This is a genomic window from Gluconacetobacter tumulicola, from assembly GCF_014174215.1.
Classification (GTDB): domain Bacteria; phylum Pseudomonadota; class Alphaproteobacteria; order Acetobacterales; family Acetobacteraceae; genus Gluconacetobacter; species Gluconacetobacter tumulicola.
Window position 1 is genome coordinate 1 of record NZ_JABEQL010000016.1, and the last position, 25,707, is coordinate 25,707.

A 25,707-nucleotide genomic window follows, 5' to 3' on the forward strand; every position below is an offset into this window, starting at 1 on the left:
ATACGGATTCCCCGCCGGCGCATTGAGGCTGACACCCGCCAGACGGCTGTCCAGCGCATGCAGCATGTCGGCGGTGCCGGTCCCTTGCAGGTCATGCGCGGTCAGGATGGCCGTCGCGGCCGGCAGACGGTCACGGTCGATGCCGGAACCGGGCAGTGGCGAGGTTCCGATGACGGTGATGTCCTCCGCCTGCATGCCGGCGGACACGCCACCCGGGGCCGCTTCCGGCGCCGTCTGCGCCAGCACCGCGCGGGCGGGCAGAAAGCAGAGCGTGACCGAGGCCAGATACAGGGCCCTCCGTCCAGTCGTCTTCTCAAACATGCGTTTATTCTTCTTTTTTGATTGGCATGCCACGCGGTTCATCAGATCGAACGGGGCCAGGGAAGTCGATGGGACATTTTCCCGAAAATCATAAAAATCATCCGCCCGGCACTGCATTCTTCCCGTTCCGCCCCATCGGTGCGCGCCTGCGGCTGCTGGAGCGCCTGCTGCTGGCACTCATAGTGGCCACGATGATCGGCCTGGTGGCCGGCTCCGGCCTCGCGGCGTGGCAGGCCGCCCGCTCGATCCGGGTGGAGCTGGTCGCCGCCCTGGCCAATGCCCGCGCCGATATCAGCGCGATGCCCCCACCATCGGCCCCGTCCGCCGCCCGCTGGCTGGCGGAACTGTGCGACAGTTTCGACGGCAATCGCCACATCCAGGCCCGCATCACGGATCAGGCCGGGCGCGTGCTGCGCCAGTCCCAACTGGCTGCCGGGCCCCGCCCGCCCGCCTGGTTCCTGCACGCCACCACGCCGCCCATGGCCCCGGTCACGCTCGCCCCGGCCAGCCTGCCCGCCGGATGGCGGCTGCACCTGCAAGCGGATGCGACCAACGAGGCGGCGGAACGCTGGGGCGAACTCCGGGTGCAGATCGCCACCATCACGCTGCTGGTCCTGCTGATCGCCGGATCATGCTGCGTCATCATGGTGCGCGGCCTGCGCCCGCTGGCCACCCTGTCCAACGGCTATGCCCGGATCGCGGCGGGCGACGAGGCGGTGGAACTCCCCGAAAGCGGCCCGGCCGATATCGCCGCACAGGCCGCGTCCTTCAATCGCATGGCCCAGGCGCTGCGCACGGCCACCGCCCAGAATCGCCATCTTCAGGACCAGCTCGCACGTGTCGCGGAGGAAGAACGCGCCGACATCGCACGCGACCTGCATGACGAGGTCGGCCCCCTGCTGTTTGGAATCACGACCTTCGCGGCCACCCTCGCCCGCTCCGCCGCCGAAGGCCGCCACGACGCCATCCCCGCGCAGGTGCGCGCCATACAGGACGCCACCGGCTCCATCCAGCGCACCCTGCGCGCGATCCTGCAACGGCTGCACGGCACGCCGGGACGCGGGCTGCCCGAAGCCCTGGAGGCGATCGTCCTGTTCTGGAACAATGTCGCCCCGCACATCATCTTCACGCTTTCCTGCGATCCATCGCTCGGCACCCTGGACGGAGCAGAACGCGACGCCCTGTTTCACGTGGCACAGGAAGCTGTCTGCAACGCCGCCCGCCACGGACATCCTTCGCGCATCGCGCTGCGGGCCGGACGCGATGGCGGGCGGATCATCCTCTCGGTCCGTGACGACGGCACCACCGGCCCCAGCGCACCGGGTCTCGGGCTCGCCGGCATGTGCCGCCGCCTCTCGGACTTGGGCGGCCATCTGGACATCAGGCGCGACCAAGGCTGGACCGTCACCGCCAGCCTACCCGATCCGGACGCCCTTCCCCCATCGGCCAACACCCGCACCATGGCGCCGGAGGCGCACAACGCATGAAAATCCTGCTGGTGGACGACCATACGGTGGTGCGCGCCGGCCTGGGGCAACTGCTTTCAACGGCCCTGGGCGCCACGATCCTGGAAGCCGCCGACACCCCGACCGCCCATGACCTCGCCCTGCGCACGCGGCCGGATCTGGTGGTGCTGGATCTGGGCCTGCCCGGCGCCGGCGGCCTGTGGCTGCTGCCCCGCCTGCACGATGCCGGCCTGCGCGTGCTGGTCCTGAGCATGCACGCCGACCCGATCTATGCCCGCCGCGCGCTGGATGCCGGGGCCACAGGCTATGTCTCGAAGACGATCGGCCCCGACGACCTGCTGGACGCCATCCGGCAGGCCATGGACGGACAATGCTATGTCGAATCCGGAATCGCCTCCATGCTCAGCGAACATCGCGACGTGCTGGGCCGCAATTTCGGGCGCCTGACGGCCCGCGACCTGGATATCATGCGGTTTCTGGGCGAGGGACGCAGCCTGTCCGACATCGCGGCGACACTGGGCGTCAGCTACAAGACGGTGGCCAACACCGCCGGCATGATCAAGACCAAGCTGGGCGTCGCACGCACCGCCGACCTGGTCCGTCTGGCCATTGCCATGCCGGTGGGCTGGACCATCGGCGGGCGGGAAAACCGGGAAACGGTTTGACGCCTGCGGCAGGGTTCGGAGTCTTCTTTTTCTGAAGAAAAAGAAGCAAAAAGACTTTTATTCGTTTTGGCCATCGTCTGGGTGGCGGCCATCCACAAGACCGTGCGGAACGATCCGGGGGCACGAATGCCCCCGGACGAAAACATCAGAAGAACAGGATCGCGCCGCCCGAGACGGTATTGTCACTGGCCGAATTGCCGTTATGCGCCGCTGCCTGCGTATGAGCATATTCCGCCACCAGCTTCAGCCAGTCGGTCAAATCGTAATAGGCCGCACCAACCTCGGACTGGTTGCGACGCACCAGCCCGGTCGCGGTATCCCCCGACGCCAGATAAAGGTTGCTGACGCCATAACTGCCCACCAGCTTGAAGCGCTTGGTGAAGTTGTAGGCGCCCTGCACGTAATACCCTTCCGAATCACGCTTGTGCCCGTTCGGCGCAATGCCGTCGAAGAACAGGCCCGTCGTGCCGAGGCCGCTGCCGCGATAGTAATAGACCACGGCCTGAGCGGGGCCATAGGTCAGCTTGGCACCGATTTCGCCGGCCTCGGCCATGGCACCACGCCGGTCCGTTTCCGCCAGCAGGCCGCTCGTCAGACCCTGCTGATGCTGGATCAGGAAGCTGGACCAGATCCGGGTACTCAGCTCGCCGATCTTGAAATCGTACGTGATCTTGCCCTGGACCATCGGCGAACTGTGCTGCGTCGACTGCGCCGACAGGCCACCACCGGCAAAATTGAACGCATCCAGCGGCTGGAAGACACCAACCGACCCCTGGAAGCCGGCAATGACCGGCGACGCATAGGAAATCTGCGGAATCCAGTCGGCATAGACATAGCCCAGGCCGATCCGGCCCAACGAGGTATTGGCCGGAGCCGTATTGCTGCCCGTCGTGCCGACGCTGAGCAGCGTCGCATCGTTCAGGATCGCGTCGGAACCGAACAGCGCCAGATCGCGGCCGAGCTTGACGGTGCCGAAGCTCTTCGTTCCCGCCGTCACATAAACCTGGCGCAGATCGATGCCCGCCGTGCCCAACCCGACCGAACTGCCGCCGGAATTGGCATTGAACGCGCCCGGATTGGCGTTGTTGAGGCCGGGATACAGGCCCAGCACCGCCGACAGGTCGATCCCCGACTGCGTCGTCGACAGTTTGAGGACGAAACCGGCCGGCAGCAGCCCGTTGCGCACCGCCGACGAATCGAATCCGCTGCCCCCGCTCGACAGCCCGCCCGCCACCGGCAGGCCGTGCCCTGGCGAATTGTAGCTGTAGAACCCGTTCACGAAACCGGAGAAATTGATATCGATCTGGCCGGCCTTGAAGGTCAGCCCCTTGCCCGCGACATAAGGGGCAACCCGGACCACGCTGGGGCTGTCGATCGTGCTGCGTGCCGCCAGCATCGAGGCCTCGGCGGCGCGGGCGCTGGCCGCGGCACTGTCGGCTGCCCGCTGGGCGGCGAGCACCGCCGGCATCACCGCGCCATCCGCGGCGGCCTCGGTCGTGACCGCGCCATGGCGTGCCGCCGCACCCCGCCCCCGTCGCGGAGCCTGGGCCGAGGCCGGCTCCACCGCATGATGGCGATGCCTGGCCAGCAGGGTCGAATATTCGACCTGCGTCAACGCACCCTTGGCCCGCAGGATATCTAGAAGATCGCTGTAATCGTCAGCCCTGGCGCAGCGGGCCGACAGCATGGACACGCCGCCAGCGGCCAGAACGGCCGTCAAACCCACCTGCGCCCAATGTCTTGCCGACATCTGACAAACTCCGTTGTTTCTTGTTTTTATTATAACGCGTTCGCCTATGGCGCGAACTACCAATTACGCCGCGCCTGTACAGGCTCCGGTAACGTTCTGGAGGGCACGCAGCCGCATCTGTTCACGGTCCGGTCCGGCCTGCAACCTGGCCGGACCGGGTCCCCGCTTCCTAATCCCCGCTATAGACCAGCGGCACCGTCGACGATTTGGCCCCGTCGAACGTCAGTTCGGCCGAACCGGCAGGCATGCCGTTCTGCTGCAGCAGAAACGCCATGATGTTCACATAGACATCGTGCGGCAGGCTGGCCGGCTGGGTCGCCGGCATATTCTGCGACACGATCGTGAACACATCGCCAACATGGAAATTGGCCTTGGGCGAGGCGAAATTCTTGCCCTTGAGCGCGGGGCCGGCCATCCCCTCCAGATTGTCGCCATGGCATTGCGCGCAATTATCGGCATAGGCCTTCTTGCCTGCATCGGCCTGCGCCGCCGTAAAGAGCGCCGGCTTCGCCCCACCGGCAGCAGGCGTTGCCGGAGCGGCCGCCGGCGCTTCCGCCGCCGCGAGGACGATCGGGTTGGCCGGCGACATGGCATAAGGGCGCAGCAGGGCCGCCAATTGGCCGGACCGCCGCAGCGCCGCGATGCTCTTCTGGAAAGACGCCGCCGCCGCAGCACCCTGCGGGCCATACAGCGCCACGACGTCCCAGTCGGCATGGGGCTCGCTCAGCGCGTGCATGCAATAGTCACGCGCTTTTTCGCCACCGGGCAGATAGGCCACGGCACTGGCGCGCCAGACCATCGCCGCCCGATCCGTGCGATGGACCACGCTCGCAATGGTCTGCGCATCGGTCGGATAGATGTCGGCGTGGACGTTGGGATGTTTCACGAAATACAGGTTCGGCGCCGTCAGGTAGGTCACCGCCACATCCGTCCCGCTCGGCAGGGCCGCCAGCGTTTCGGCCTCGTGGCCGCGCGGCGTCACCAGCACGAATCCCATCCGTGCATAGGGCGCCGTCGCCCGCATCCCCTCTGGCACCGCGCCATGCGTGGCATCGACGGGAAAGCCCAGCACCAGCGCACAGCGCGAGGCCGCGAGCGTGCTGAATTTCCGGACATCGAATCCGTCATCGTCCCCTGCGCCACTGCCGTCGAACGTATAGATCGCGGCATCGGTGCCCTGCTGGTGGGCCACCGCCTGGACAACCCGGCGATCCATCGCATGGGCCGGGTTGGAGGAATCGATGCAGACCGAAACCGTGGCCCCGGCCGGCCGGGCGGCAAGCACGGCACCGGCCGCGACAGCACAAACCAGGGCGCGGCGCGACAGGCGGGCAATATTCATGCGCATGCGGTCCTCCTTACAGTGCGAAGACATAGAGATGGCCACCCAGTGGAATGGAGCGGACACGCGGGTCCTTCGCCATGTCGCCGCCCCAGATCGGCACGCCGCCGCCCCAACCGGCATAGACGCCGACATATTGCCTGTCGCCGACCTTCCAGGTGCTGGGCACGCCAAGAACGCCCGACGACATTTTCGGACTCTTCCACAGCACGGAACCCGTTTTCGCGTCGAAGGCATACAGATAGCCGTCGGCGCTGCCCGAGAAGACCAGCCCGCCCGCCGTCGCCAGCATGCCGCCATTCCACGGCAGCGCGGATTTGAACGACCAGGCCTGCTTGCCGGAATTCAGGTCGATGGCCTGGACCGAACCCCATTCATCGGGATGTTCCGGATCGCGCATGACGGTAAAGGTCTCGCCCAGGAACGGCAGGCCGGCCTTGTACGAAACCGAGGCCCCCTTCATCTTCATGCAGGTGTGCAATGTCGGCACATAAGCGAAATGGGTCTGCGGATCGACGGCGATCGGCCACCAGTTCTTGCCGCCCAGGAAGCTGGGGCAGGTAAAGATCTCCTTGTCCACGTCCGGCCGCATGGCGGGGTCGGTCATCGGCCTGCCATCCTTGAATCCGGAAACCGACGTCGCATGCGCGAACTTTTCAGCGTAGATCAGTTTCCCGTTCGTACGGTCGACCGCATAGAACCAGCCATTGCGGCTGGCGCTGACCAGCGCCTTGTACGCCTTGCCCTGATAGGTCAGGTCGGTCAGGACCGGCTCGTTCGTGCCGTCATAATCCCATGTATCGTTCGGCGTGTACTGGTAATGCCACTTGATCTTGCCGGTCGCCGGGTTCAGCGCGATCACGCTGTCGGTATAGAGATTATCGCCCGGCCGCAGCACCGCCAGCCACGGCCCCGGATTACCCACGCCCCAGATCAGCGAATCGGTCTGCGGGTCGTAACTGCCGGTCAGCCAGGTGGCGCCACCACCGGTCTTGTAGGCACCCTTGGGCCAGGTATCGCCGCCCGGTTCGCCCGGAGCCGGAATCGTCGACTGCCGCCAGATCTGCTTGCCGGTCTTTGCATCCAGCGACGCGATGAACCCCCGCCCGCCATACTCGCCACCCGAGACGCCGACAATGACATGGCCCTTGACCACCAGCGGCGCCAGCGTCATCGCATAGCCCAGGTCCGGCGCCTCCAGCGCCTGGTCCCACACCACCTTGCCGGTCGTGGCATCCAGCGCCAGCACATGATTGTCCAGCGTGGCCATATAGACATTGCTGCCATACAGCGCGACGCCACGGTTCACCACGTCGCAGCAGATCGTCTTCAGCCCCACATCGGACAGGTCGCGCTGATATTTCCACAGCAGCTTGCCGGTGCTGGCCTGAAAGGCCAGCAGCCCGTTCTTCGGCGTGGTGATGAACATGTAATCGCCATTGACGATCGGCGGCGCCTCATGCCCGCTCTTCGAGCCCGTCTCATAATCCCAGACGGGCTTGAGCTGGGCGACATTGCCCGCGTTGACGCCATCCAGGACCGAATAGCCCGTGCTGGAATAATCATGCCGGTACATCAGCCAGCCATTATCCTGCGCCGCGTGGCCCAGCCGCTCGCTCGTCACCGGCTGATAGGGGCCGGCCGGGTCTTCCGCCCGGACGGGGGATGTAACCGTCAGCGCGGTCGCACAGGCCAGTGCGACCGGCAGGGCCAGCACCGCATTGCGCAGGGGCCGCCTGGTAACGCTGGTACGGTAAGCAAACTTCATCTTGGATCTCCCGCAACACTCTTCCGGTAGGAACCGTCCGCACGGCATTTCAGCTTCCGGGAAATGAAAGTCGCGCCCAACCGTCCGCAACGCCGCCCGGCCGAGGGCCGGGCAAGCGTAACGATAGGAACAGGGCGCAAGATCCGTAAGTAATCCCCGGCAAGACCGTTCATGACGATGCTCCACCTGCACGTTCGTCGTTCTTATGTGTCAGGCCCCTCAGCATTTGCCGGTTCAGGCGTTTCTGTCACGACAGCGAAAAGGCATGGGGCCGGCGGACTGTCGCAAAACTGCGACAAGTCCGGACCCAGCCGCGCAAGAACAGGGCCGGAAAACCATGGTGCAATGCAGAAAATCGCGGACGGCGCTTTTATTTCCCCGCGGCATCGATACGGATTGACTATAATCACGTTTCAGAGATTATGACCGGCACGATGAAAGCGCCCCTGTTTCTGTCTCTCTATTGCGTGGCTTGACTGGGAATGTGGGCTGGTGCGCCAGAACGCCGCGCAAGCGGCACGTCCATCATGTGCTTCCGAGTCTCGGCGCGGAGCATGGAAAGCGCACGCCCAATTGCCGGCCCGCATTTCCAATCGGGCCCCGGATTTCCATCCCCTGATCGCGCGCGCCTGTCTCAATTCTGCGACAGGTCACGTATCCGGATCGAAACCGCCCCCGTGACAGGCCAGCGGCGACATCGGAAAGTCGCAGCCGAAGAGCGAGCGGGCCAATAAGCAAGAATACCAGGAACCGCGATGTCGGGGGATTGCGGGCTGTGCCCGATTTCCGGCAATCGCCTATAGCCTATCATATCGGCAAGACACCCGAACGGGAGAAAGGCATGCACCAGGCGGCGGAAAGCATCATCCGTCCAGGCCGGCGACGGGCTGGCGTATTGACGTTCTTGGGACTCACCCTGCTGGCCGCGCAACCGTCCCGCGCGGCCGATACGCCCGATCCGGCGGCGGGGCGGACAATCGCGGAAAGCGGCGTCCTGACCGGCCATGTCGGCTGCTCGGCCTGCCACCTGATGAACGGTGCCGGACAGCCCGACGTGGGCATACCGCGCCTGGCAGGCTTCTCGGCCACCTATCTGGAGCAGCAGTTGGGCTTCTTCGCCTCCGACAAGCGCAGCAACAGCTGGATGGCTCCCTATGCGCGGATGCTGACCCAGAAGCAGATGCAGGACGTCGCCGCCTATTATGCCAGCCTGCCCGAGCCGCCCCCGGCCGAGAACGACCCGGCCGGCGACACATTGCGCGCGCGCGGCAAGGAGATCTTCCAGAAAGGGGACATGCCCCATGGCGTGATGCCATGCGGCGGCTGTCATGGCCCGGCGGGCCAGGGCATGGGCAGCTTCGCCCCGCATCTGGCCAGGCAGTCCGCCCCCTATCTGCTGGAACAGCTGCGGCAATGGCAGCAGGGCAAGGATCGCGATCCGATGGGCAAGATGATGGTAACGGAAACCCACGCGATGGCCGACGCCGACATGCAGGCCGTCGCGGCCTACCTGCAAAGCCTGCCGGCACCGGACACGGGAGCCACGAAATGAGCACACCGACCAGACATGATGACGGGGATGACGGCATCGCCCCACCCGTGACGGAGGTCCGGCCAGTCGGCACCTGGGTTGTCAGCTTCGTGCTGCTGGCGGCGACGCTGACGGTCTGGATCCTGGTCTCGGTGATCTTCCTGCATCGCGCGTGACGGGAGAGGAACGGTTATGGACAACAAAACGGGCATGAGCCCTTTCGACGCCGCCTTCCACGCCTCGGCCGAACGGCACGAGCGGTTCTGGATCTTCGGCGTGCTGGTCATGCTGGTACTGCTGACGATCGGGACGATGTTCTACGTCGTCCATGATTACGGCCTGGTGACCGGCACCCAATCCTATGCGACCGACCCCCAGGCCCCGGCGCGCGAAGCCGCGTTCCAGGACGGCAAGGTGGTCCGCACCGGCCCGAATAGCTATGCGGTCTATATGGTCGGCCGCGCCTGGCACTGGGCGCCGGACGTGATCCATGTGCCCGAAGGGGCCGAAATCACCTTCTACGTCACCAGCGCCGACGTGCTGCATGGTTTCGAGATCCAGGGCACGCCGGTCAACCTGACGGCAATGCCCGGCGTGGTCGGCACCGTGAAATACACATTCCGCCATGCCGGCCTTTTCCGCATCATCTGCAACGAATATTGCGGCATGTTCCACCACGCCATGGTGGCCCGCATCATCGTCGATCCGGCAGGCACGCCATGAACATGGAAATCGCAGCCGACACCCTTCCGTCCACCCTGCCCCGCTCCGAGTCCGACCGCGCTGCCGCGAGCACATGCCGGCTGATGCTTGCCTTCCTGATCACGGGCTTCTCCGCCCTGCTGATCGGGGCGACCATCGGCCCGCTCCAGGCATTGAATTACGGTGGAGTCGACGCCTACCCCGCCCTGCGCCCGCTGCTGCAAAGCTATTACCAGGGCCTGACCATCCACGGGGTGATGAACGGCTACGTCTTCACCTTCTTCGTCACCTGCGGCCTGCTGGTCTACCTGCCCGCCCGCGAACTGGGTGTTGCGCCCAACCTCACGATGTGGCGCACCTGTTTCGCGGTCATGGCGGTAGGCGCGCTGTGCGTAATCTATGCCATGGCGGACAATTCGTCGTCGGTCCTGTGGACCTTCTATCCGCCACTGAAGGGCAGCCCGTTCTTCTATTTCGGCATCACGCTCCTGGCCCTGGGCAGCACGATGCCGCTGCCGATCCTGCTGAAAATGCGCGCGACCTGGCGCCGGCACCGCCCCGGCGAAATCACGCCGCTGGTCACGTACATGTCGCTCACCACCATGCTGATGTGGGGCCTGGCCGGCGTGGGCGTGATGGCCGAACTGGTGCTCCAGCTCGACCCGTGGTCGCTGGGACTGATCGGCACCGTCGACCCGATCATCAACCGCACGCTGTTCTGGCTGACGGGCCACCCGATCGTCTATTTCTGGCTGATGCCGGCCTATGTCTCATGGTACGGCCTGCTGTCGCGCCAGGTCGGCGGCAAGCTGATCTCCGACCCGATGGCGCGGATCACCTTCGCCCTGCTGATGATCTTCGCGCTGCCCGTGGGCACGCACCATCAATTCTCCGATCCGGGCTTCTCGTCGATCTGGCGCGGCATCCTGGTGGTGCTGACCATGTCGGTGGCCACCCCCAGCCTGGTCACCGCCTTCACCATCGGGCTGAGCCTTGAATATGCCGGCCGCCTGCGCGGCGGAAAGGGCTGGTTCGGCTGGTTCCGCGCCCTGCCCTGGGGCGATCCCAGCGTGGCGGCACAGATCCTCGCGGCAATCACCTTCATCCTTGGCGGCGCCACTGGCATCGTCAACGGCAGCTGGCAGCTCAACGCCATCGTCCATAACACCACCTTCATCCCCGGCCATTTCCACGTCACCGTCGGCAGCGTCACCGCCATGACCTTCATGGCGATCAGCTTCTGGATGGTGCCCCATCTGACCGGCCGCCAACTGATCAGCCGCCGGCTGGCGCTGTTCTCCGTCTGGACCTGGTTCGTCGGCATGACGATCTTCGCCATCGGCATGACATGGGCCGGCCTCTACGGCGTGCCGCGCCGGGCATGGGTCTCGGCCCTGCCCCACGACACCTATCACGCACTCTATGGTGCGGCATCGGTCCCGCTGGCACTCGTGGCGGCAGGCGGTGTCCTACTGTGGGTGGCCAGCTATGCGTTCTTCGCCGTCTTTTTCGGCAGCATCCTGTTCGGCCGGCGCGCGGCCCCTCCGCCCGTTCCCTTCGCCCAGTCCTTCGGCGGCCCGGCCAGTTCCACCATCGACTCGCCGCCCAACCCGGCCCAGTCGGCCTCGCCCCTGATCCGCGCGCTGGATCATGTGTGGCTGCTGACCGGCATCACGGTCCTGGCGACCCTCGCCGCCTATATCCCGATCCTCTGGCCGTTCCTGCATCATGTGACGCGGGCACCGGGCTGGATTCTCTGGTAGGCCACGCGGCGTGACGGCACTTGCGCCACCGCTCCGCCAGTCCCTGCGGCGCGCCGCCTGCACGGTGGCCGCCGTCCTGGCCCTGCTGGCGCTCCATGCCGGCTGGAGCGGCGGCTTCGGCCGGTTCGGCTCTCCGGTCGCACCGGTCCCGGCCCCGAGCCTCGCATTGCGCGACGATCTGGGCCGCCCGTTCGACCCGGCAACGCTGCACGACCGGGCAACGCTGGTCTATTTCGGCTATGTACGCTGCCCCGATGTCTGCCCGACCGTGCTGGGGGCGCTGGAACCCGTCTTCGCACGACTGGGCCCCGACGCGGCGCGGACAGGCATCCTGTTCGTCACGCTGGACCCGGCGCATGACACGCCCACCGTGCTGCACGCCTTCCTCTCCCAGTTCCAGCCGGCCCCGACCGGCCTGACCGGTCCCCCCGCCGATGTGGCCGCGGTAGCCCGCGCCTGGGGAATCGGCTGGACGGGAACCGACGGCCATATCAATCACAATTCAGTCCTGACGCTGATCGGCCCGGACGGGCGGATGCGCGCCCGCTACGGCATGACCCAGTTGAACGATCCTGATGCGATGGCCGCCGACATCCGCGCGGTTCTCCCCCGATGAGGGGCTGGAGCCCCCTGCTCCAGGCCGGCTGGGTCGCCGCCGGGCTGCTCCTGGGCACCGCGATCCTGCTGCTGGCCGCCCTGCACCGCCGGCCAGCATGGCGGCTGGCGGCAGGCGGCACCGGCACGCTGCTGCTGGCGGCCTCCTGCCTGGGGCTGCGTGACCCCCTCGCATCGATGACCCAATACACCACTGCCCTCATGGTCATGGGTCAGGTCGTTCCTCCCTTCCTGCTGCTGGCCCTCGCCGGCCCCACGACCAGGCAGGCCGCCCCCGTCCGAGTCGCGGGCTGGATGCGCGATCCCGGCGTGGCAGCGGCGCTGTTCGGCGGCCTGGCGGCGGCGACCGGCCTGCCATCAATCCTGGACCGCTCGCTGGCCAACGCCCTGTTCAGCGCGCCCCTGGGCCTGCTGGATCTGCTGGCCGGCCTGCTGTTCTGGGCCCAGCTGTTGCCAGGCAGCCGCGTGATCCGGCACGATCCGCTGGCCGGCGCCTACGCGCTGCTGGGCAGCCTGCCGATGACGGTCGTGGCCGTGATATGGATGACGGCGCCGCGCGTGCTCTACGCCCCCTATCTCGACGTGCTGTGCCGATGGGACCTGACCCCGCTTCAGGATCAGCACTGGGCGGGTTTCGTCATGCTGGTGGCGGGCCTGCCGCTCCAGGTCGTGGGCGCATGGCTGCTGGTCGCGGCCCAGGGGCAGAAACCCCCGCCGGCCTTGACCGGCCCCGCCGAATGATTTTATCTGCGCGCATGATCACCCCGTCCTTCCTGTCCGGACTGTATTACGCGCCGCATTCATAGCGGCGGGGGCTTGTCATGTGTTCAACCGCTGCGTCGTCGGCGGTCGAACAATCCAGATTCCTCCTGACAACGCAGCTTCCCGAAAGCAGTGTCATGTCAGACGGATCTCTTCCCTCTTCTTCCCAGATCGGCCTGTTCGGCTTCGGCGCCTTCGGGCGGCTGATCGCCCCCCACCTGGCCGCCCATTGCCCCATCCGCGTCCACGATCCCCTTCTGCCGCCGGGCCTCCTCATGCCGGGGGTCACGGCGACGAATCTGGAAGATGCCGCCGCCTGCCCGATCGTGATCCTGGCGGTTCCGGTCGCGCGGATGCAGGCGGTCGCGCGCGCAATCGCCCCCCATCTACCGCGCCACGCGCTGGTGGCCGATGTCGGGTCGGTCAAGATCCTGCCGGCGGAGATCCTGTGCCGGGAACTGCCGGACCATGTCCGGATCATCGCCACCCATCCCCTGTTCGGCCCCCAGAGCGCGCGGGACGGCATCGCCGGCCACCGCATCGTGCTCTGCCCGCTCCGGCGGACCAGGCCCGGCCCCGTGGCCGCGTTCCTGCGCCGGACCCTGGGGCTGGACGTGATCCTGACCACGCCGGACGCCCATGACCGCGACGCCGCGATGGCGCAGGGCCTGACCCACCTGCTGGCGCGCATCCTCTCCGAGATGGGCCCGATGCCCGAACGGATCAGCACCAGCAGCTTCGACCTGATCCGCGCCGCCACCGCCATGGTGCGGGACGACGCGCCGGACGTCTCTCACACCATCGCGCACCTCAATCCCCACGCAGGCGCGGTGCGCCGGCGCTTCCTCGCCATCGCCGGCCGGATCGCGGAAAGTGATGACGCGAAGGACGCAGCCCCCTTCCCCGAAAGGGCGTTCGGGTGAAAGATGATACGGTCTTGGACAGGGAGAAGAAGATCATGACAACGATCGACCCCGTGACATATGTCGTCGCCGACGCGCACACGGCGCGCCTGCTCCGCCACGAAGGACCCGCGCTGCACACCATCCGGCACATCGCGACCACCGAACAGTTCGCCACCACGATCGCCGCGACGCTGAACCACGGCGTGACGGACGGCACGATCAGCCGCTTCGTCCTGGCCGCGCCGGGCCATCTCCTGCACGCCATCCGCGCCGAACTGACCGCCGCCGCCCAGGACAGGCTGATCCTGGCCGTGCCCAGGGAACTGGCACAGCTGCCGGACCACGAACTGATCGATCATTTCGACATACCGGCGACCGGCTGGCCATAACCCACGCAATGGAGCGCCGGGGCTAAGCTTCGGCGCCCACGCCCTCCGCGCCCGACCCGTTCAGGCCGGAGCGCTTGGCCCATGCATCCAGATCGAGAAAGGCCTCGATCATCCGTTCCAGCGCGATCGCGCGGTTCGGCAGGTCCGACTGCCGTGCCTGCCAATCCTCGACACGCCGGAGAACGGAACCGTTGAGCGTAACCGTCACGATCTCACTGTCTGCGACCACCCGCGATGACGAGGGCACATGGACGGTCCGTACCGTCTGCAAGGCCACATGCAACCCCGACACCTCAGCGCGCAGCGCGGTCAGGTGCGACAGGATCTCGATGGCGGTCAGATCACGCATGACCGTTTCCTCCGAACCAGACAGAGAGCAAAAAGGGGGCCGTCAACCGATTTCGTAGCGCGCCGTGCCCACGATGGTTGCATCCGCCCCCAGCGCCGGCATGGCGCCCCCTTCTGGACAGCCACGGACGTTCCCGGTCATATGCGCCATCGGCGGGCCAGCGCCCGGACAGAAGCCTGATGGATGCGACCAGTGAGACAGAGCGGCCATGCCGGAAACCCGGATGCGGGGATCGGAATCCTTTTCGCATTCGAAAATCCGCTCCCCAGTGCCGAGGCCGACGCCGAAGTCTTCATCACCACCGCCCGTTATCTGGCCCGCCTGGCGCCCCGCGCGCGGCTGCACGTTCCCATGCGCGACCAGGCGGCCTGCGCAGCCATGGGCAAGGCCACGGGGCTGACGGTGGTACGGGCATGGGCACCGCTGGGCCCGGCCGTCCTGCGCCATCTGATGTGCGGCCTGACCATCGTCTGCCGCCGGGCCTTCCGTCAGGCCGACCTGGTCTATACCCGCAACCTGTGGATCGCCTGGATGGCCATCCGGTTCGGCCAGCGCGTGGTCTTCGACCATTACCGCCCCTGGCCCGACCAGATCCCCCCGCTGCGCCGCTGGCTCCACCGGCTGATGAGCCATCCGCGCTTCATCCTCAATATCTGCCATTCGGACTATACGCGGCGGAAATATCTGGAACTCGGCGTGCCCGCCGCGAGATTGCGCTGTATCCATAATGGCTTCGAGCCCGAGCGGCTGGATGCGCGCCCCACGCCGGAAGCCGCGCGACAGGTCCTGTCCATCCCCCCCGCCGCCCGGACGGTCGTCTATACGGGCCGGATCAACCAGCGAAAGGGGCTGGACGTGGTCATCGAGGCGGCGCGCCTGCTGCCCGACCGGCTGTTCATCCTGGTCGGCTCCTATGGCGACGGCCCGATCGAAGAGAAGGCCCGCCCCCTGCCCAACGTGCGGATCGTGCCGTTCCAGCAGCCCGAGACCCTGGGCCTGTATGTCGCCGCCGCCGATGTCCTGCTGATCCCGCCTTCGCTCCAGCCCCTGACGCGCTTCGGCTCGACCGTCCTGCCGCTCAAGCTGTTCTTCTACATGGCATCGGGCCGCCCCATCCTGGCCGGGGACACGCCAGACGTGCGGGAAATCCTGCGCCACGGGGTCAATGCCTGTCTCTGCCAGCCAGACTCTCCCTCCGCCCTCGCGGAAGCGGTGCGGCAGATGACCGACGACCCCACGCTCTGCGCCCGCCTCGCCGAGGCCGCGCTGGCGGAAAGCCGCACCCTGACCTGGGAGGCCCGCGCCACCCGGATCATGACCGCGATCTCCGAACGCCTGGATGCCCCGGCCGATCCGGTCATGCGCTGGCAAGCGCCCCAATGGCGCCTCTATCGGCGCCAGTGCTGGCGCTGGCTGAAACATCTGCTGCGCACCGGGTCGCCGATCCTCCCGCCCTCCGACACGTGAACCGGCCGGGGTAACTGGTTTGACGAAAGCAGGCCGCTCTTTTATCCTCGGGCAATCAGGGGTGCGTTCACGCGCGGCACAGGCCGCGCCCGTCCGGCGTGACAGGACGGAGGGACCGGTTCGTGCGCCCCGGCGCGACGCGTGTCCCCGACAGACGGTTTTCATACCTTGATCATTCGCAACTATCTTCTGCGCGAAATCGGGAGGCCCCTGGCGACCATGCTGGTGGTGTGCATGGCCCTGTTCGCCGGCTACAGCGCCGCCGATTTCCTGTCGGACGCGGTAAACGGCCTGCTGTCCACCAACACGATCGTGGAACTGATCGTGCTCAAGCTCCTGATCAGCCTGGAAGTGCTGGTGCCGGTGGCGCTGTACCTGTCGATCGTGCTGGCGCTGGGCACGCTGTATGGCAATTCCGAAATCACGGCGCTGCATGCCCTGCGGGTCACCCCCACCATGCTGCTGCGCCATGTCATGGTCCTGGCCGGATGCGTCGCCATCGGGGTCGGCCTCCTGTCACTGGTCGTGCGCCCCTGGGCCTATGAGCGGCTGCATGCCCTCTCGCGCAGCGCCGAACTGACGCTGGACGTCGACGCGATGCAGCCCGGCACCTTCTATGTCGTACAGAACGGCGCGCGCGTCATCTTCCTCACCCGGCGCCAGGGCCCCAACGGCCCGGCCCGGGATATCTTCGTCCAGCTGCGCCGCCCCACGGACATACGGATCATCCATGCCGAACTCGGCTATCCGGTGGCCGAAGAGGACAATGGCCGCACCGATCTCTATGTACGGCTGAAGAACGCCCATATCTACGATATCGGCACCAAGCCAGGGGCGCACGATCAGGTCCTGACCGTGCGCGAAATCACCCAGGACCCGAATCGCCATGTCGTGGAAACGCCGGACTACAGTTCGGTCACCGCCGGCAGCCTGCGCATCGCCACCTCGCACAAACCGGCGGACGTGGCGGAATTCCAGTGGCGCCTGTCCACCCCCCTGACCACCATGCTGCTGGCGATGCTGGCCGTGCCGCTGGCCCGGGGGCGCCCCCGGCAGAACCGCTACGGCAAACTGGGGACCGCGATCCTGATCTTCTTCGTCTATTACCTGCTCTATACCTCCGCCCGAACCTGGGTCCAGCACGGCATGGTCGCCCCCGTTCCCGGCATCTGGTGGGCGCCCGCCCTGCTGGCGGCCCTGACGGGGTTCATGCTGCGCAGCCAGATCGCCGAGCTGCTGTCCCGGCGGGATAACGCAGCATGAGAATGAGACGCTTCGATCGCTATATCCAGCTCGTCACGCTGCGGGCCTTCGTCCTGGTCGCCGGCGGGCTGACGGCGCTGTTCAGCCTGCTGGAATTCGTGGACCAGCTCTCCTTCGTCGGCCAGGGGCATTATCATCTGGCCGATGCCGCCGCCTATACCGCCCTGCTGGCTCCGGCACGGTTCATGCAGGTCACCCCCATCGCCATGCTGCTGGCCTGCCTGCTGGGCCTGGGCGGCCTTGCCAAACATTCGGAACTGACTGCCCTGCAGGGGATCGGCCTGTCGGAAATGCAGATCATCGGCGCGGTGCTGCGCCTGATCGTGCCGACGATCGTGCTGCTGTTCCTGGTCGGGCAGTTCATCGTCCCCTCGGCCCGCCACATGGCCCAGGTGGGCCGCACCGCCGCCCTGACGGCTGGCACGGCGAATGCCGGAGACGACAGCGCCTTCTGGGCCCATGGCGACCAACAGTTCCTCGGCGTCCACCGCTTCGTGAACGAAACGCTGGGCGAGGATGTCGACATCTACCGTTTCGACGACCAGGGCGCGCTGACACAATATCTGCACGCGGCCCGCGCCACCATCGGCGCGGACGATGACTGGGTGCTGGCGGACGTCATACGCAAGGACATCGTCGCCGACCAGTTCCACACCAGCCATCAGGACAGCATGATCTGGCATGCCTTCCTGTCGTCGCGGCAGATCCGTTTCCTCAGCCTGCCGCCCGAGAGCGTGCCGCCCATCGCGCTGTATCGCTACATCCAGGACCTGAAACGGCACCACCTGCCGGCCACGCGCTATGAGCAGGAACTCTGGTCGCGCATCAGCACGCCATTCGCCATGATCGCGCTGATCGCCTGCGCGGCACCCTTCGTCTTCGGACCGCCCCGCTCGCAGAATCTCGGCTATCGCATGGCGATCGGCATCGCGATCGCCATCGTGTTCTCGCTGGGACAGGAAATCACCAACCGGCTGGGCCTGCTGCTGGACCTGAACCCGGCCATCACGGCCCTGACGCCCCCGATCCTGCTGATGCTGTCCGCAGCCTACCTCTTCATTCACACCAGGGAATAAGAGGCCCTTTCAAAAGCCCCGCAGCGCCGTCAGGGCGCGACGGGCGCCTTGGCCTCGACCACAAAGGCCGCCTGGTCGCGGCGGCGGCCGGCCGGGCACGGCAGATCGGTGTCCAGGCCATCCAGCCCGGCCGTGAACGCGGCATCACACGCGCGCTGCCGGGCCAGCAACATCACCAGGATCGCCGAAAAACCCACGATCTCGAACATGAAATAGGCCAGCGGCACACGGCAGAAAACGCACAGGAAGATGCCGATCGTCCGATAATTGGCCGACAGGATCGACCAGCCGCGCAGCAGCGGCGCAAAGGCCTCGCGATAGACGGTCCGGATCACCGGCGCGCGGTCGGGATGCGCCGCCAGCAGGCTGGTCAGGCGCTGGTTCAGCCCCGCCTCCCCGCCCACGGCGGTCAGCGCCTCGAGTCGACTATAGAGCCCGAACAGCAGGTCGCCCATGCGCCGGCCCGAACGGACCTTCGCCCGTGCCACGGGTGCCGCGCCACGCGCCCAGCCCCAGAAATTATAATCCTGCCGCTGCCGTTCATAGGCGGCGGACTGCACCGCGTGGCACAGGCCGGCCAGCATGACCAGCGCCCACGTCCACGCCCCGTAAAGGGCGGAAAGGGCCAGCGCCAGCCCGACATAGACCGACACGAACGTCACATAATCGCAGATGCCATCCAGAATCTTGCCGGTCTGCGACTGCTTGCCCGTCAGCCGCGCCAGTTGGCCGTCCGCGCCGTCCATGACATGCCAGATGATCATGAGCAGGAACCCGGCGACCGCGAAACGCGGATCGCCGACATGGTAATAGGCCACCCCCGCCAGCGCACCCGCCGCCATGCCGAAGAGCGACACCGCATTGGGCGCCACCCCCATGCGGGCAAAATGCCGCGTCAGCCACCCCGAGACCGGATGGATGACATACAAATTGGTCAGTTCTTCGATTTCCGACGTGCGCCGCACGGGATCTGTCTGCTGCAACACGACTGGCGCCCTTGTTTCCTCGTCCCCTGACCCGTGGGGGCCAGGGCAATGCCTGTCAAAGCAGCCCTTGGGCCATCAGGCGTTCGGCCTTGTCATAGGCCACCGGGTCATCGACATCGATCCACAGACGCTCGCCGATATCGAGGACATAAGCCTTGTGCCAGCGGGCCAGCGTGTTCATGGCGCCGGAAATACTGTCCTCGCCCTCGGCCTGGCTGCTTTCCAGGGCATCGAACATAGAAGGCGTGCACCGGAAGATCCCGGTGTCGAACGCATTGAATTCCGTCAGCGACTTGCCGATGCGCTCGATCCGACCGTCCCCGCACAATACCCGCGTCACATCGTCCGGATCGTTCAGCATGCGCTCGACATTGCTGTCGATACCCAGCGTCACACCGTCCCGGCCGGCCGGAATCGACGCCATCAGGCGATTGATGTCCGGGTCCAGCACGTGGTCGCACATCGTCAGCAGAAACGGCCCATCAAGGAACGGCCGGGCACAGAGGACGGAAACCCCGTTGGCGCGGTCCCATGCCGGATTATGGACATGGGTGACGCGCACCCCGTCACATTCCGCCATGCCGTCCAGGGCCGCGCACAGTTCGTCGCCGCGATAGCCGTTGATGATGACGAATTCATCGACCCCGCCACGGCGGGCGCGGTCGATGACCTCGGCAATCAGGGGGCGCCCCCTGATCGGGACCAGGGGCTTGAGCGGCCCCTTGCCACGCAGGCGACTGCCCTGCCCGGCGGCGACGATCAGGCACTTCATCAGGCGGGAACGGCCTCGGTCGAATGGGTGGCGATGAACGCCTCGACCATCTTGTACGCCTCGTCATCCGTGTACTGGACCAGCGGATGCTTGCAGAAATAGGCGCTGGGCGCCGCCAGGACCCCACCCACGCCGGAATCCAGCGCCAGCTTGCAGCAGCGGATCATGTCGATGGCGACACCGGCCGAGTTCGGCGAATCCTGCACCGACAGGCGCAGCTCCAGCTCCAGCGGAACGTTGCCGAAGGCGTGGCCTTCCATGCGGATGAAGCAGACCTTGTTGTCGTTCTGCCACGGCACATAGTCGCTGGGGCCGACATGGATGTCCTCGTTCTCCATGCGCGTCTTCGCGACAGCCTGCACGGCTTCGGTCTTCGAGGTCTTCTTCGACGCCAGACGCTCCTGATTCTTCATGTTCAGGAAGTCGGTGTTGCCGCCGGTGTTGAGCTGGTAGGTGTGCAGCATCTTGACGCCGCGCTTGGCGAACAGGTCGGTCAGCACGCGGTGGACGATGGTCGCGCCCAGCTGCGACTTGATGTCGTCACCGATGATCGGCACGTTGCGCTCGGCAAAGCGGGCGGCATATTCCGGATCGCTGGCGATGAAGACCGGAATGTTGTTGATGAAGCCGACACCGGCCTCCAGCGCGCATTCGGCGTAGAAGCGGGTGGCCTTCTCCGAGCCGACCGGCAGGTAGTTCACCAGGATTTCGGCACCGCTGCGGCGCAGCTCCGCCACCACGTCATCACGGGTCGGCTCGGCCGCGTCGGCGCGCACGAAGCTGCGCTTCTCGTCATGGTTGGCCATGTGCTCGGACACGCCGTCCAGCACCGCGCCCATACGCACGGTCACACCACTGTCGGGGATGTTCGGCTCGAACTTCACGACGCAATTGGGGGCAGCGAAGATGGCGCGGCTGACATCGGTGCCGACCTTGCGCGCGTCGATATCGAACGCGGCCACCACCTCGATGTCACTGGGACGATAGCCGCCGAGGCTTTCGTGCATCAGGCCGATGACTTCCTCGTTGTGGCGGTTCGGGCCGTAATAGTGAATGCCCTGGATCAGGGCGCTGGCACAGTTGCCGACGCCCACGATCGCGATACGGATACCGCCCTTAGTCTTCATAATGTTTCCCTGCCCTCTTCGAGACCATAATAAACCAACAGTCGCGACGGCCGCCGGCCGCACGACGAATCAAAAAGCACATTGTCGCCTGAACAGGCCCGGTATCGGCACGCGACGCGGCATCGAACCACGGGGTCGCCATGACCGCGCTCACTCCCTGGTGCGATCCGCGCCGATCGCCACGAGCCTCCTGCTCTTTCGCCAAGCATCGGGGAAATCCGACGCCAGATCAAGAATGCGTCCCTGTCAGGTCTCCCTCGGCCAGCGCTGCCACGGGCCTGATCGGACGCACCCACGGCTCGGGAGCGATCTTTTCCAGCCCTTATGTTACACAGCTCGATGGTCTTTTAGTTAATTTAAGTCAATCTATCATCGGGCAAAAAACCATCGTCCCGCCCACGGAACGCGAGGCACTTTCCCCATATCTTCATAAAAACAATATTTTATGGATAACCCATCCCAGATAGGAAAACAGACATAGCACAGAGACGCTGTCTTCGTTTTGTCATATTTGACATAAAATAAAATCAATCTCGCACGGAACCCGGCCCGCCGGTTACATTTGCCTCATCTCGCCCGAAAGATCGCGGTCGCGGCGGCGACGTTGCGCGCCGTCACACGGATATTGATCGCCGCCTCCGCCAGGGCCTCTTCCAGCGCGCAGGGCCGGCTGACGACGCTGAAGACGGCATCGATCCCATGGGCATGCACCCTGGCCGCATCCGCGCCCAGCGATCCGGCGATGCCGATCACCGGCCGTCCATGCCGCCGGGCCACCCGGGCCACGCCGATCGGCGCCTTGCCATGCACGGTCTGCCCGTCGATCCGACCCTCGCCGGTAATCACCAGGTCGGCATCGGCCACAATGGCGTCCAGCCCCAGCGCCTCCATCACAATCTCCACCCCCGGCCGCAAGGTGGCATCCAGGAATGCCAGCGCCGCCGCCCCCAGCCCGCCCGCCGCGCCGGCGCCGGGAACGGCATCGACCGCGCGCCCCGTCGCCGCCGCGACCTGATCCGCATATCCCGCCAGCGCACCATCCAGCAGGCGCACCATCTCCGGCGTCGCCCCCTTCTGCGGGCCAAAGACCGCAGAGGCCCCGGAGGGACCGGTCAGCGGATTATCGACATCGCAGGCCACCTCGATCCGGCAGCCGGCCAGCCGGGCATCGAGGCCCGAGAGGTCGATGCGCGCCAGCCGGGCCAGCTCCCCGCCGCCGAACGGCAGCGCGACATCGTCCCGATCGCGCAGCGACACACCCAGCGCCTGCGCCATGCCGGCGCCACCGTCATTGGTGGCGCTGCCGCCGAGTCCCAGAATGACGTGCCGGCATCCTTCATCGAGCGCCGCCAGGATCAGTTGCCCGACGCCATAAGTCGTGGCCGTCATCGGGTCGCGCCGGTCGCGCGGCACCAGCATCAGCCCCGCGGCAGCGGCCATCTCCACCACCGCCGTCCGCCCGTCGCCCAGAATGCCGAACGCCGCCGTGACCGGCGCGCCCAGCGGCCCCGTCACCTCCCGGGTCAGCATCCGCCCACCCGTCGCCAGAACCAGCGACTCCGCCGTGCCTTCCCCCCCATCGGCGGCCGGCAGCTTTACATAAGTCGCGTCCGGATAGATCTCGCGGAACCCATCCTCGATCGCATCGGCCACCTGCAGCGCCGGCAGGCTTTCCTTGAAGGAATCACACACGATCACGATCTTCATCGCCGCCCCCTCCCTTGTTTTTGATCATGCCACCCGAGCCTCGGAAAGCGTGGCTGGACATGGGGGCTGGTGAGCGAGAGTGCCGCGCAAGCGGCACGCCCGTCGTGCGTTTCCGAGCACCGGAGCGGAGCGGCCTTGATGGCCGTGAGCACGGGAGCACGGGAGCACAGGAAACGCGCGCCGGATCGCCGCCAGCGCGCATGTCCAGCCGCGCTTTCAGCGGTTGACGCGGGTGGGGGGCATGCGCAGCACAAGCACCACCCCCAGCACCGCCATCGCCGCCAGCAGGGCCAGCGCCCCGTCGGTCCGCTGCGTCGCGTCCTTGATCCAGCCCACCAGATACGGGCTGACGAATCCTGCCAGCTGCCCCATCGAATTGATCAGCGCCAGCCCGCCCGCCGCCGCCGCCGGGCTCAGGTAACCGCTGCAAAGCGGCCAGAACATCGGCAGGCCGGTCAGCGCCCCCGCGGTCGCCACCGTCAACGCCCCCAGCGCCACAGGCATCGAATCCGGGAACCGGGCCGCCAGCGCCAGCCCACCCGCCGCCATCAGCAGCGGAACCGCCAGATGCCACCGCCGCTCGCGCATCCGGTCCGCCGAACGGCCCATGACGATCATGAACAGGCTGGCCCCTACATACGGCACCGCGCTCAGCCAGCCGATCGTCGCCGCGTCATGGATGCCGCTGGAGCGGATGATCGTCGGCAGCCAGAAATTGATCGCATAGACCCCGGCCTGGATGCAGAAATACAGCAGCCCCAGCATCCAGACCGCCGGATTGCGCAGCACGGCGCCGAAACTGTCGGCCAGCTGCTTCGGCTGCTCCAGCCGGTCGCGCCGCAAGGCCTCGCCGACCGCCATCCGCTCCTCCGGCGCCAGCCAGGCCGCCTGCTCGATCGTGTCGCTCAGCAGCATCACCATGCCGATGCCCAGTGCCACGGTCGGCAGTCCCTGCAGCAGGAACAGCCACTGCCACGCCGCCAGCCCACCGGGCGCCGAAGCGAAATGCGACAGCATCCACCCCGATAACGGACCGCCCACCACGCCGGAGAGCGGAATCGCCGACATGAACAGGGTCAGCGCCCGGCCCTGCCGTTCGGAGGGGAACCACCGCGTCAGATACAGCACCAGCCCGGGAAAGAACCCCGCCTCGGCCGCCCCGGTCACGAAGCGCAACAGGTAGAAGCTGATCGGACCGGTCACGAACATCTGCGCCGCCGACAGCAGGCCCCACAGGACCATGATCAGCGCCAGCCACCGCCGCGCGCCCACGCGCTGCAGCATCAGGTTGCTGGGCACGCCGCAGGCGATATAGCCAAGGAAGAAGATCCCGGCCCCAAGCCCATAGGCCCGTTCGGACATGTGCAGCGCGTCAAGCATGTCCAGCTTGGCGAAGCCGACATTCACCCGGTCCAGGTAATTGAACAGGTAACAGACGAAAATATAGGGCACCACCCTGCCCGCGACCTTGCGAAAGGTCGCGTCCAGCCGGCCCACCGCCGGTGACGAGAGTGCGGAGGCTGCGTGCATCATTCTTCCCCGATGCTTGTTTTTCTTGCCCGGCCACGTCCCGGGGGCGGGACGCGGGCGGGGGCTCCAGACACCATGCGGCAGCCGGGCCATTGAATCGACCCTACGGGCAGAAGCGGCCCGCCGTCTTGGTGCATCCGCACGATAAATATGCCAGAATCGGCACAAAATTCTGGGCATATGACAGAGCAGCATGAAGACACCGGAACCAACCGCCCATACCGCCACGCCCGACGGCATCGGGCGTCCGGACATCGACCCCGCCCTGGCCCAGGCGATCGTCGACCGGTCGATGGCCATCACCGGCTGCAACATCAACGTGATGGACGCCCGCGGCATCATCATCGCCAGCGGCGACCCCGCCCGGCTGGGCCAGGTCCATGACGGGGCCCTCCTGGTCCTGGCGCGCAGCAGCGCGGTCGAGATCGAAGCCCGCGCCGTCCGGCAGTTCGGCGGCGCACGGCCGGGCGTCAACCTGCCGCTGCGGATCGGCCGGACGGTCGTGGGCTGCGTGGGGCTGACCGGCGCCCCCGGCTCGCTGCGCCCTTACGCCGAGCTGGTCCGCATGGCGGCCGAGACGATGCTGGAGCATGCGCGCCAGAACCGCACCCTCTCGCGCGACGCCCGCCTGCGCGAGGAACTGGTGCTGAGCCTGGTGCGCGAGGTCCCCACCCCGCCGGCCCTGGCCCGCTCGGCGGCGCGTCTGGGCATCGACCTGCGGCAGCCACGGGTGGCCGCGATCATCGAAATCCGCTCCGAAGGGCCGGACGCCGCGGCATTGCTGGGCGAACGGCACCAGCTGATCACCCTGCTCGGCGAACCGGAGCGCGGGAATCTGGTGGCACCGCTCTCCCTGGCCGAAATCGCGGTGCTGAAACCGGCCCTTACCGCCAAAGGCACCTGGAACCTGGACTGGCATCGCGAGCGGGCGCACCGCCTGCTGGCCCGCGCCCGCGCCACCACCGGGCTCGACCTGCGCCTCGCGCTGGGCGGGTTCGTCGACGGGGCCGACGGGCTGGTGCGCTCCTTCCACACGGCCCGGGCAACGCTGGATGTCGGACGGCGCCTGCACCCGGAACGCGAACTCCTGTTCTACGAGGAAATGCGCCTGGCCGTCCTGCTGGACGCCCCGTCCCAGGATTGGCGGACCCAGGAATTGCGCGCCCCGTTGCGCCCGCTGCTCGAGGCCACGGGCCACGCGATGCTGCTGCATACGCTGCGGGTCTGGCTGGCCCACGGCATGCGGCCCCAACCCACCGCTGCCGCCCTCGGGCTGCATCGCAACAGCCTGGACTACCGCCTGCGGCGGATCGAAAGCATCTGCGGCGTCGACCTGACCGCCAGCAAGGATATCGTCGCGCTGTATCTGGCGCTGCACCTGACCCCCGACAGGGCGCCCCTGGAACACGGCCTTTCCGAAGACGCCACATAACGCCGCGTTCGGTTACAGA

23 protein-coding genes and 1 pseudogene are annotated in these 25,707 nt (G+C 66.7%); 14 read left to right on the plus strand and 10 right to left on the minus strand.

Annotation, left to right across the window (positions count from 1 at the left end; translation table 11 throughout):
• A pseudogene (locus HLH29_RS12255) lies at positions 1–321 on the minus strand (hypothetical protein); the annotation flags it as partial.
• A gap of 68 nt (positions 322–389) precedes the next feature.
• Here HLH29_RS12255 and HLH29_RS12260 point away from each other — a divergent pair.
• Positions 390–1,808 carry a HAMP domain-containing sensor histidine kinase gene (locus HLH29_RS12260; RefSeq protein WP_182967205.1) on the plus strand — a complete coding sequence of 473 codons (1,419 nt, stop codon included), beginning with the start codon at positions 390–392 and terminating at the stop codon, positions 1,806–1,808.
• Complete coding sequence (locus HLH29_RS12265; RefSeq protein ID WP_246374206.1) at positions 1,805–2,452, plus strand: response regulator transcription factor; 648 nt, start codon at positions 1,805–1,807, stop codon at positions 2,450–2,452. Before HLH29_RS12260 ends, HLH29_RS12265 begins: the two co-directional genes overlap by 4 nt.
• 145 nt (positions 2,453–2,597) lie before the next feature.
• Here the strand turns inward: HLH29_RS12265 and HLH29_RS12270 are convergent, their stop codons facing one another.
• From HLH29_RS12270 to HLH29_RS12280, 3 genes are all read right to left on the minus strand, one after another.
• Positions 2,598–4,202 (minus strand): porin family protein, encoded by a 1,605-nt coding sequence (locus tag HLH29_RS12270; protein WP_182967207.1) that lies wholly within the window; start codon positions 4,200–4,202, stop codon positions 2,598–2,600.
• Between the two features lie 169 nt (positions 4,203–4,371).
• Entirely contained in the window at positions 4,372–5,550 is a 1,179-nt protein-coding gene (locus HLH29_RS12275) for a c-type cytochrome (RefSeq protein ID WP_220791504.1), read from the minus strand.
• Positions 5,551–5,560: 10 nt separating this feature from the next.
• Positions 5,561–7,312, minus strand: a complete 1,752-nt coding sequence (locus HLH29_RS12280) for a methanol/ethanol family PQQ-dependent dehydrogenase (protein ID WP_182967209.1) — start codon at positions 7,310–7,312, stop codon at positions 5,561–5,563.
• Positions 7,313–8,207: 895 nt separating this feature from the next.
• Here HLH29_RS12280 and HLH29_RS12285 point away from each other — a divergent pair.
• The 8 genes from HLH29_RS12285 to HLH29_RS12320 all read left to right on the plus strand — a co-directional run bounded on the left by HLH29_RS12285 (position 8,208) and on the right by HLH29_RS12320 (position 13,979).
• Entirely contained in the window at positions 8,208–8,864 is a 657-nt protein-coding gene (locus tag HLH29_RS12285) for a c-type cytochrome (protein WP_182967210.1), read from the plus strand.
• Entirely contained in the window at positions 8,861–9,019 is a 159-nt protein-coding gene (locus tag HLH29_RS12290) for a hypothetical protein (RefSeq protein WP_182967212.1), read from the plus strand. The genes HLH29_RS12285 and HLH29_RS12290 overlap by 4 nt, the downstream gene beginning before the upstream one ends.
• Before the next feature lie 34 nt (positions 9,020–9,053).
• Positions 9,054–9,566 (plus strand): cytochrome c oxidase subunit II, encoded by a 513-nt coding sequence (locus tag HLH29_RS12295; protein ID WP_182967214.1) that lies wholly within the window; start codon positions 9,054–9,056, stop codon positions 9,564–9,566.
• Positions 9,563–11,308: a cbb3-type cytochrome c oxidase subunit I gene (locus HLH29_RS12300; RefSeq protein ID WP_220791505.1), complete on the plus strand. Its 1,746-nt coding sequence runs from the start codon at positions 9,563–9,565 to the stop codon at positions 11,306–11,308. The genes HLH29_RS12295 and HLH29_RS12300 overlap by 4 nt, the downstream gene beginning before the upstream one ends.
• Before the next feature lie 10 nt (positions 11,309–11,318).
• Positions 11,319–11,924: an SCO family protein gene (locus HLH29_RS12305; RefSeq protein WP_182967216.1), complete on the plus strand. Its 606-nt coding sequence runs from the start codon at positions 11,319–11,321 to the stop codon at positions 11,922–11,924.
• Positions 11,921–12,664, plus strand: coding sequence for a cytochrome c oxidase assembly protein (locus HLH29_RS12310; RefSeq protein ID WP_182967218.1), 744 nt, complete (start codon positions 11,921–11,923; stop codon positions 12,662–12,664). Before HLH29_RS12305 ends, HLH29_RS12310 begins: the two co-directional genes overlap by 4 nt.
• Positions 12,665–12,822: 158 nt before the next feature.
• Complete coding sequence (locus HLH29_RS12315; protein WP_182967220.1) at positions 12,823–13,608, plus strand: prephenate dehydrogenase/arogenate dehydrogenase family protein; 786 nt, start codon at positions 12,823–12,825, stop codon at positions 13,606–13,608.
• 35 nt (positions 13,609–13,643) lie between these two features.
• A complete protein-coding gene (locus tag HLH29_RS12320) occupies positions 13,644–13,979 on the plus strand; it encodes a host attachment protein (protein WP_182967222.1) in 336 nt (111 codons plus the stop codon).
• Positions 13,980–14,001: 22 nt separating this feature from the next.
• On the opposite strand, the gene HLH29_RS12325 is transcribed toward HLH29_RS12320, so the two are convergent.
• Complete coding sequence (locus HLH29_RS12325) at positions 14,002–14,328, minus strand: hypothetical protein (protein ID WP_182967224.1); 327 nt, start codon at positions 14,326–14,328, stop codon at positions 14,002–14,004.
• A 183-nt stretch (positions 14,329–14,511) separates the two neighbouring features.
• Here HLH29_RS12325 and HLH29_RS12330 point away from each other — a divergent pair, with 183 nt between their 5' ends.
• The 3 genes from HLH29_RS12330 (at position 14,512) to lptG (ending at position 18,134) form a co-directional block, all read left to right on the plus strand.
• A complete protein-coding gene (locus HLH29_RS12330; protein ID WP_220791506.1) occupies positions 14,512–15,795 on the plus strand; it encodes a glycosyltransferase in 1,284 nt (427 codons plus the stop codon).
• Positions 15,796–15,963: 168 nt separating this feature from the next.
• A complete protein-coding gene (lptF, locus tag HLH29_RS12335; RefSeq protein ID WP_182967226.1) occupies positions 15,964–17,058 on the plus strand; it encodes an LPS export ABC transporter permease LptF in 1,095 nt (364 codons plus the stop codon).
• Positions 17,055–18,134: an LPS export ABC transporter permease LptG gene (gene lptG, locus HLH29_RS12340; protein ID WP_246374208.1), complete on the plus strand. Its 1,080-nt coding sequence runs from the start codon at positions 17,055–17,057 to the stop codon at positions 18,132–18,134. Before lptF ends, lptG begins: the two co-directional genes overlap by 4 nt.
• A 29-nt stretch (positions 18,135–18,163) precedes the next feature.
• On the opposite strand, the gene HLH29_RS12345 is transcribed toward lptG, so the two are convergent.
• From HLH29_RS12345 to HLH29_RS12365, 5 genes are all read right to left on the minus strand, one after another.
• Entirely contained in the window at positions 18,164–19,120 is a 957-nt protein-coding gene (locus HLH29_RS12345) for a CDP-alcohol phosphatidyltransferase family protein (protein WP_338030235.1), read from the minus strand.
• A 55-nt stretch (positions 19,121–19,175) separates the two neighbouring features.
• On the minus strand, positions 19,176–19,892 hold the full coding sequence (locus HLH29_RS12350) for a phosphocholine cytidylyltransferase family protein (RefSeq protein WP_182967229.1): 717 nt from the start codon (positions 19,890–19,892) through the stop codon (positions 19,176–19,178).
• A complete protein-coding gene (locus tag HLH29_RS12355; RefSeq protein WP_182967231.1) occupies positions 19,892–21,019 on the minus strand; it encodes an inositol-3-phosphate synthase in 1,128 nt (375 codons plus the stop codon). The genes HLH29_RS12350 and HLH29_RS12355 overlap by 1 nt, the downstream gene beginning before the upstream one ends.
• Positions 21,020–21,586: 567 nt before the next feature.
• On the minus strand, positions 21,587–22,726 hold the full coding sequence (locus HLH29_RS12360) for a glycerate kinase (RefSeq protein ID WP_182967233.1): 1,140 nt from the start codon (positions 22,724–22,726) through the stop codon (positions 21,587–21,589).
• 216 nt (positions 22,727–22,942) lie between these two features.
• A complete protein-coding gene (locus HLH29_RS12365) occupies positions 22,943–24,259 on the minus strand; it encodes an MFS transporter (protein WP_220791507.1) in 1,317 nt (438 codons plus the stop codon).
• Between the two features lie 190 nt (positions 24,260–24,449).
• On the opposite strand from HLH29_RS12365, the gene HLH29_RS12370 reads away from it, so the two are divergent.
• Positions 24,450–25,688: a sugar diacid recognition domain-containing protein gene (locus HLH29_RS12370; protein WP_182967235.1), complete on the plus strand. Its 1,239-nt coding sequence runs from the start codon at positions 24,450–24,452 to the stop codon at positions 25,686–25,688.
• The last annotated feature ends 19 nt before the right edge of the window (positions 25,689–25,707 follow it).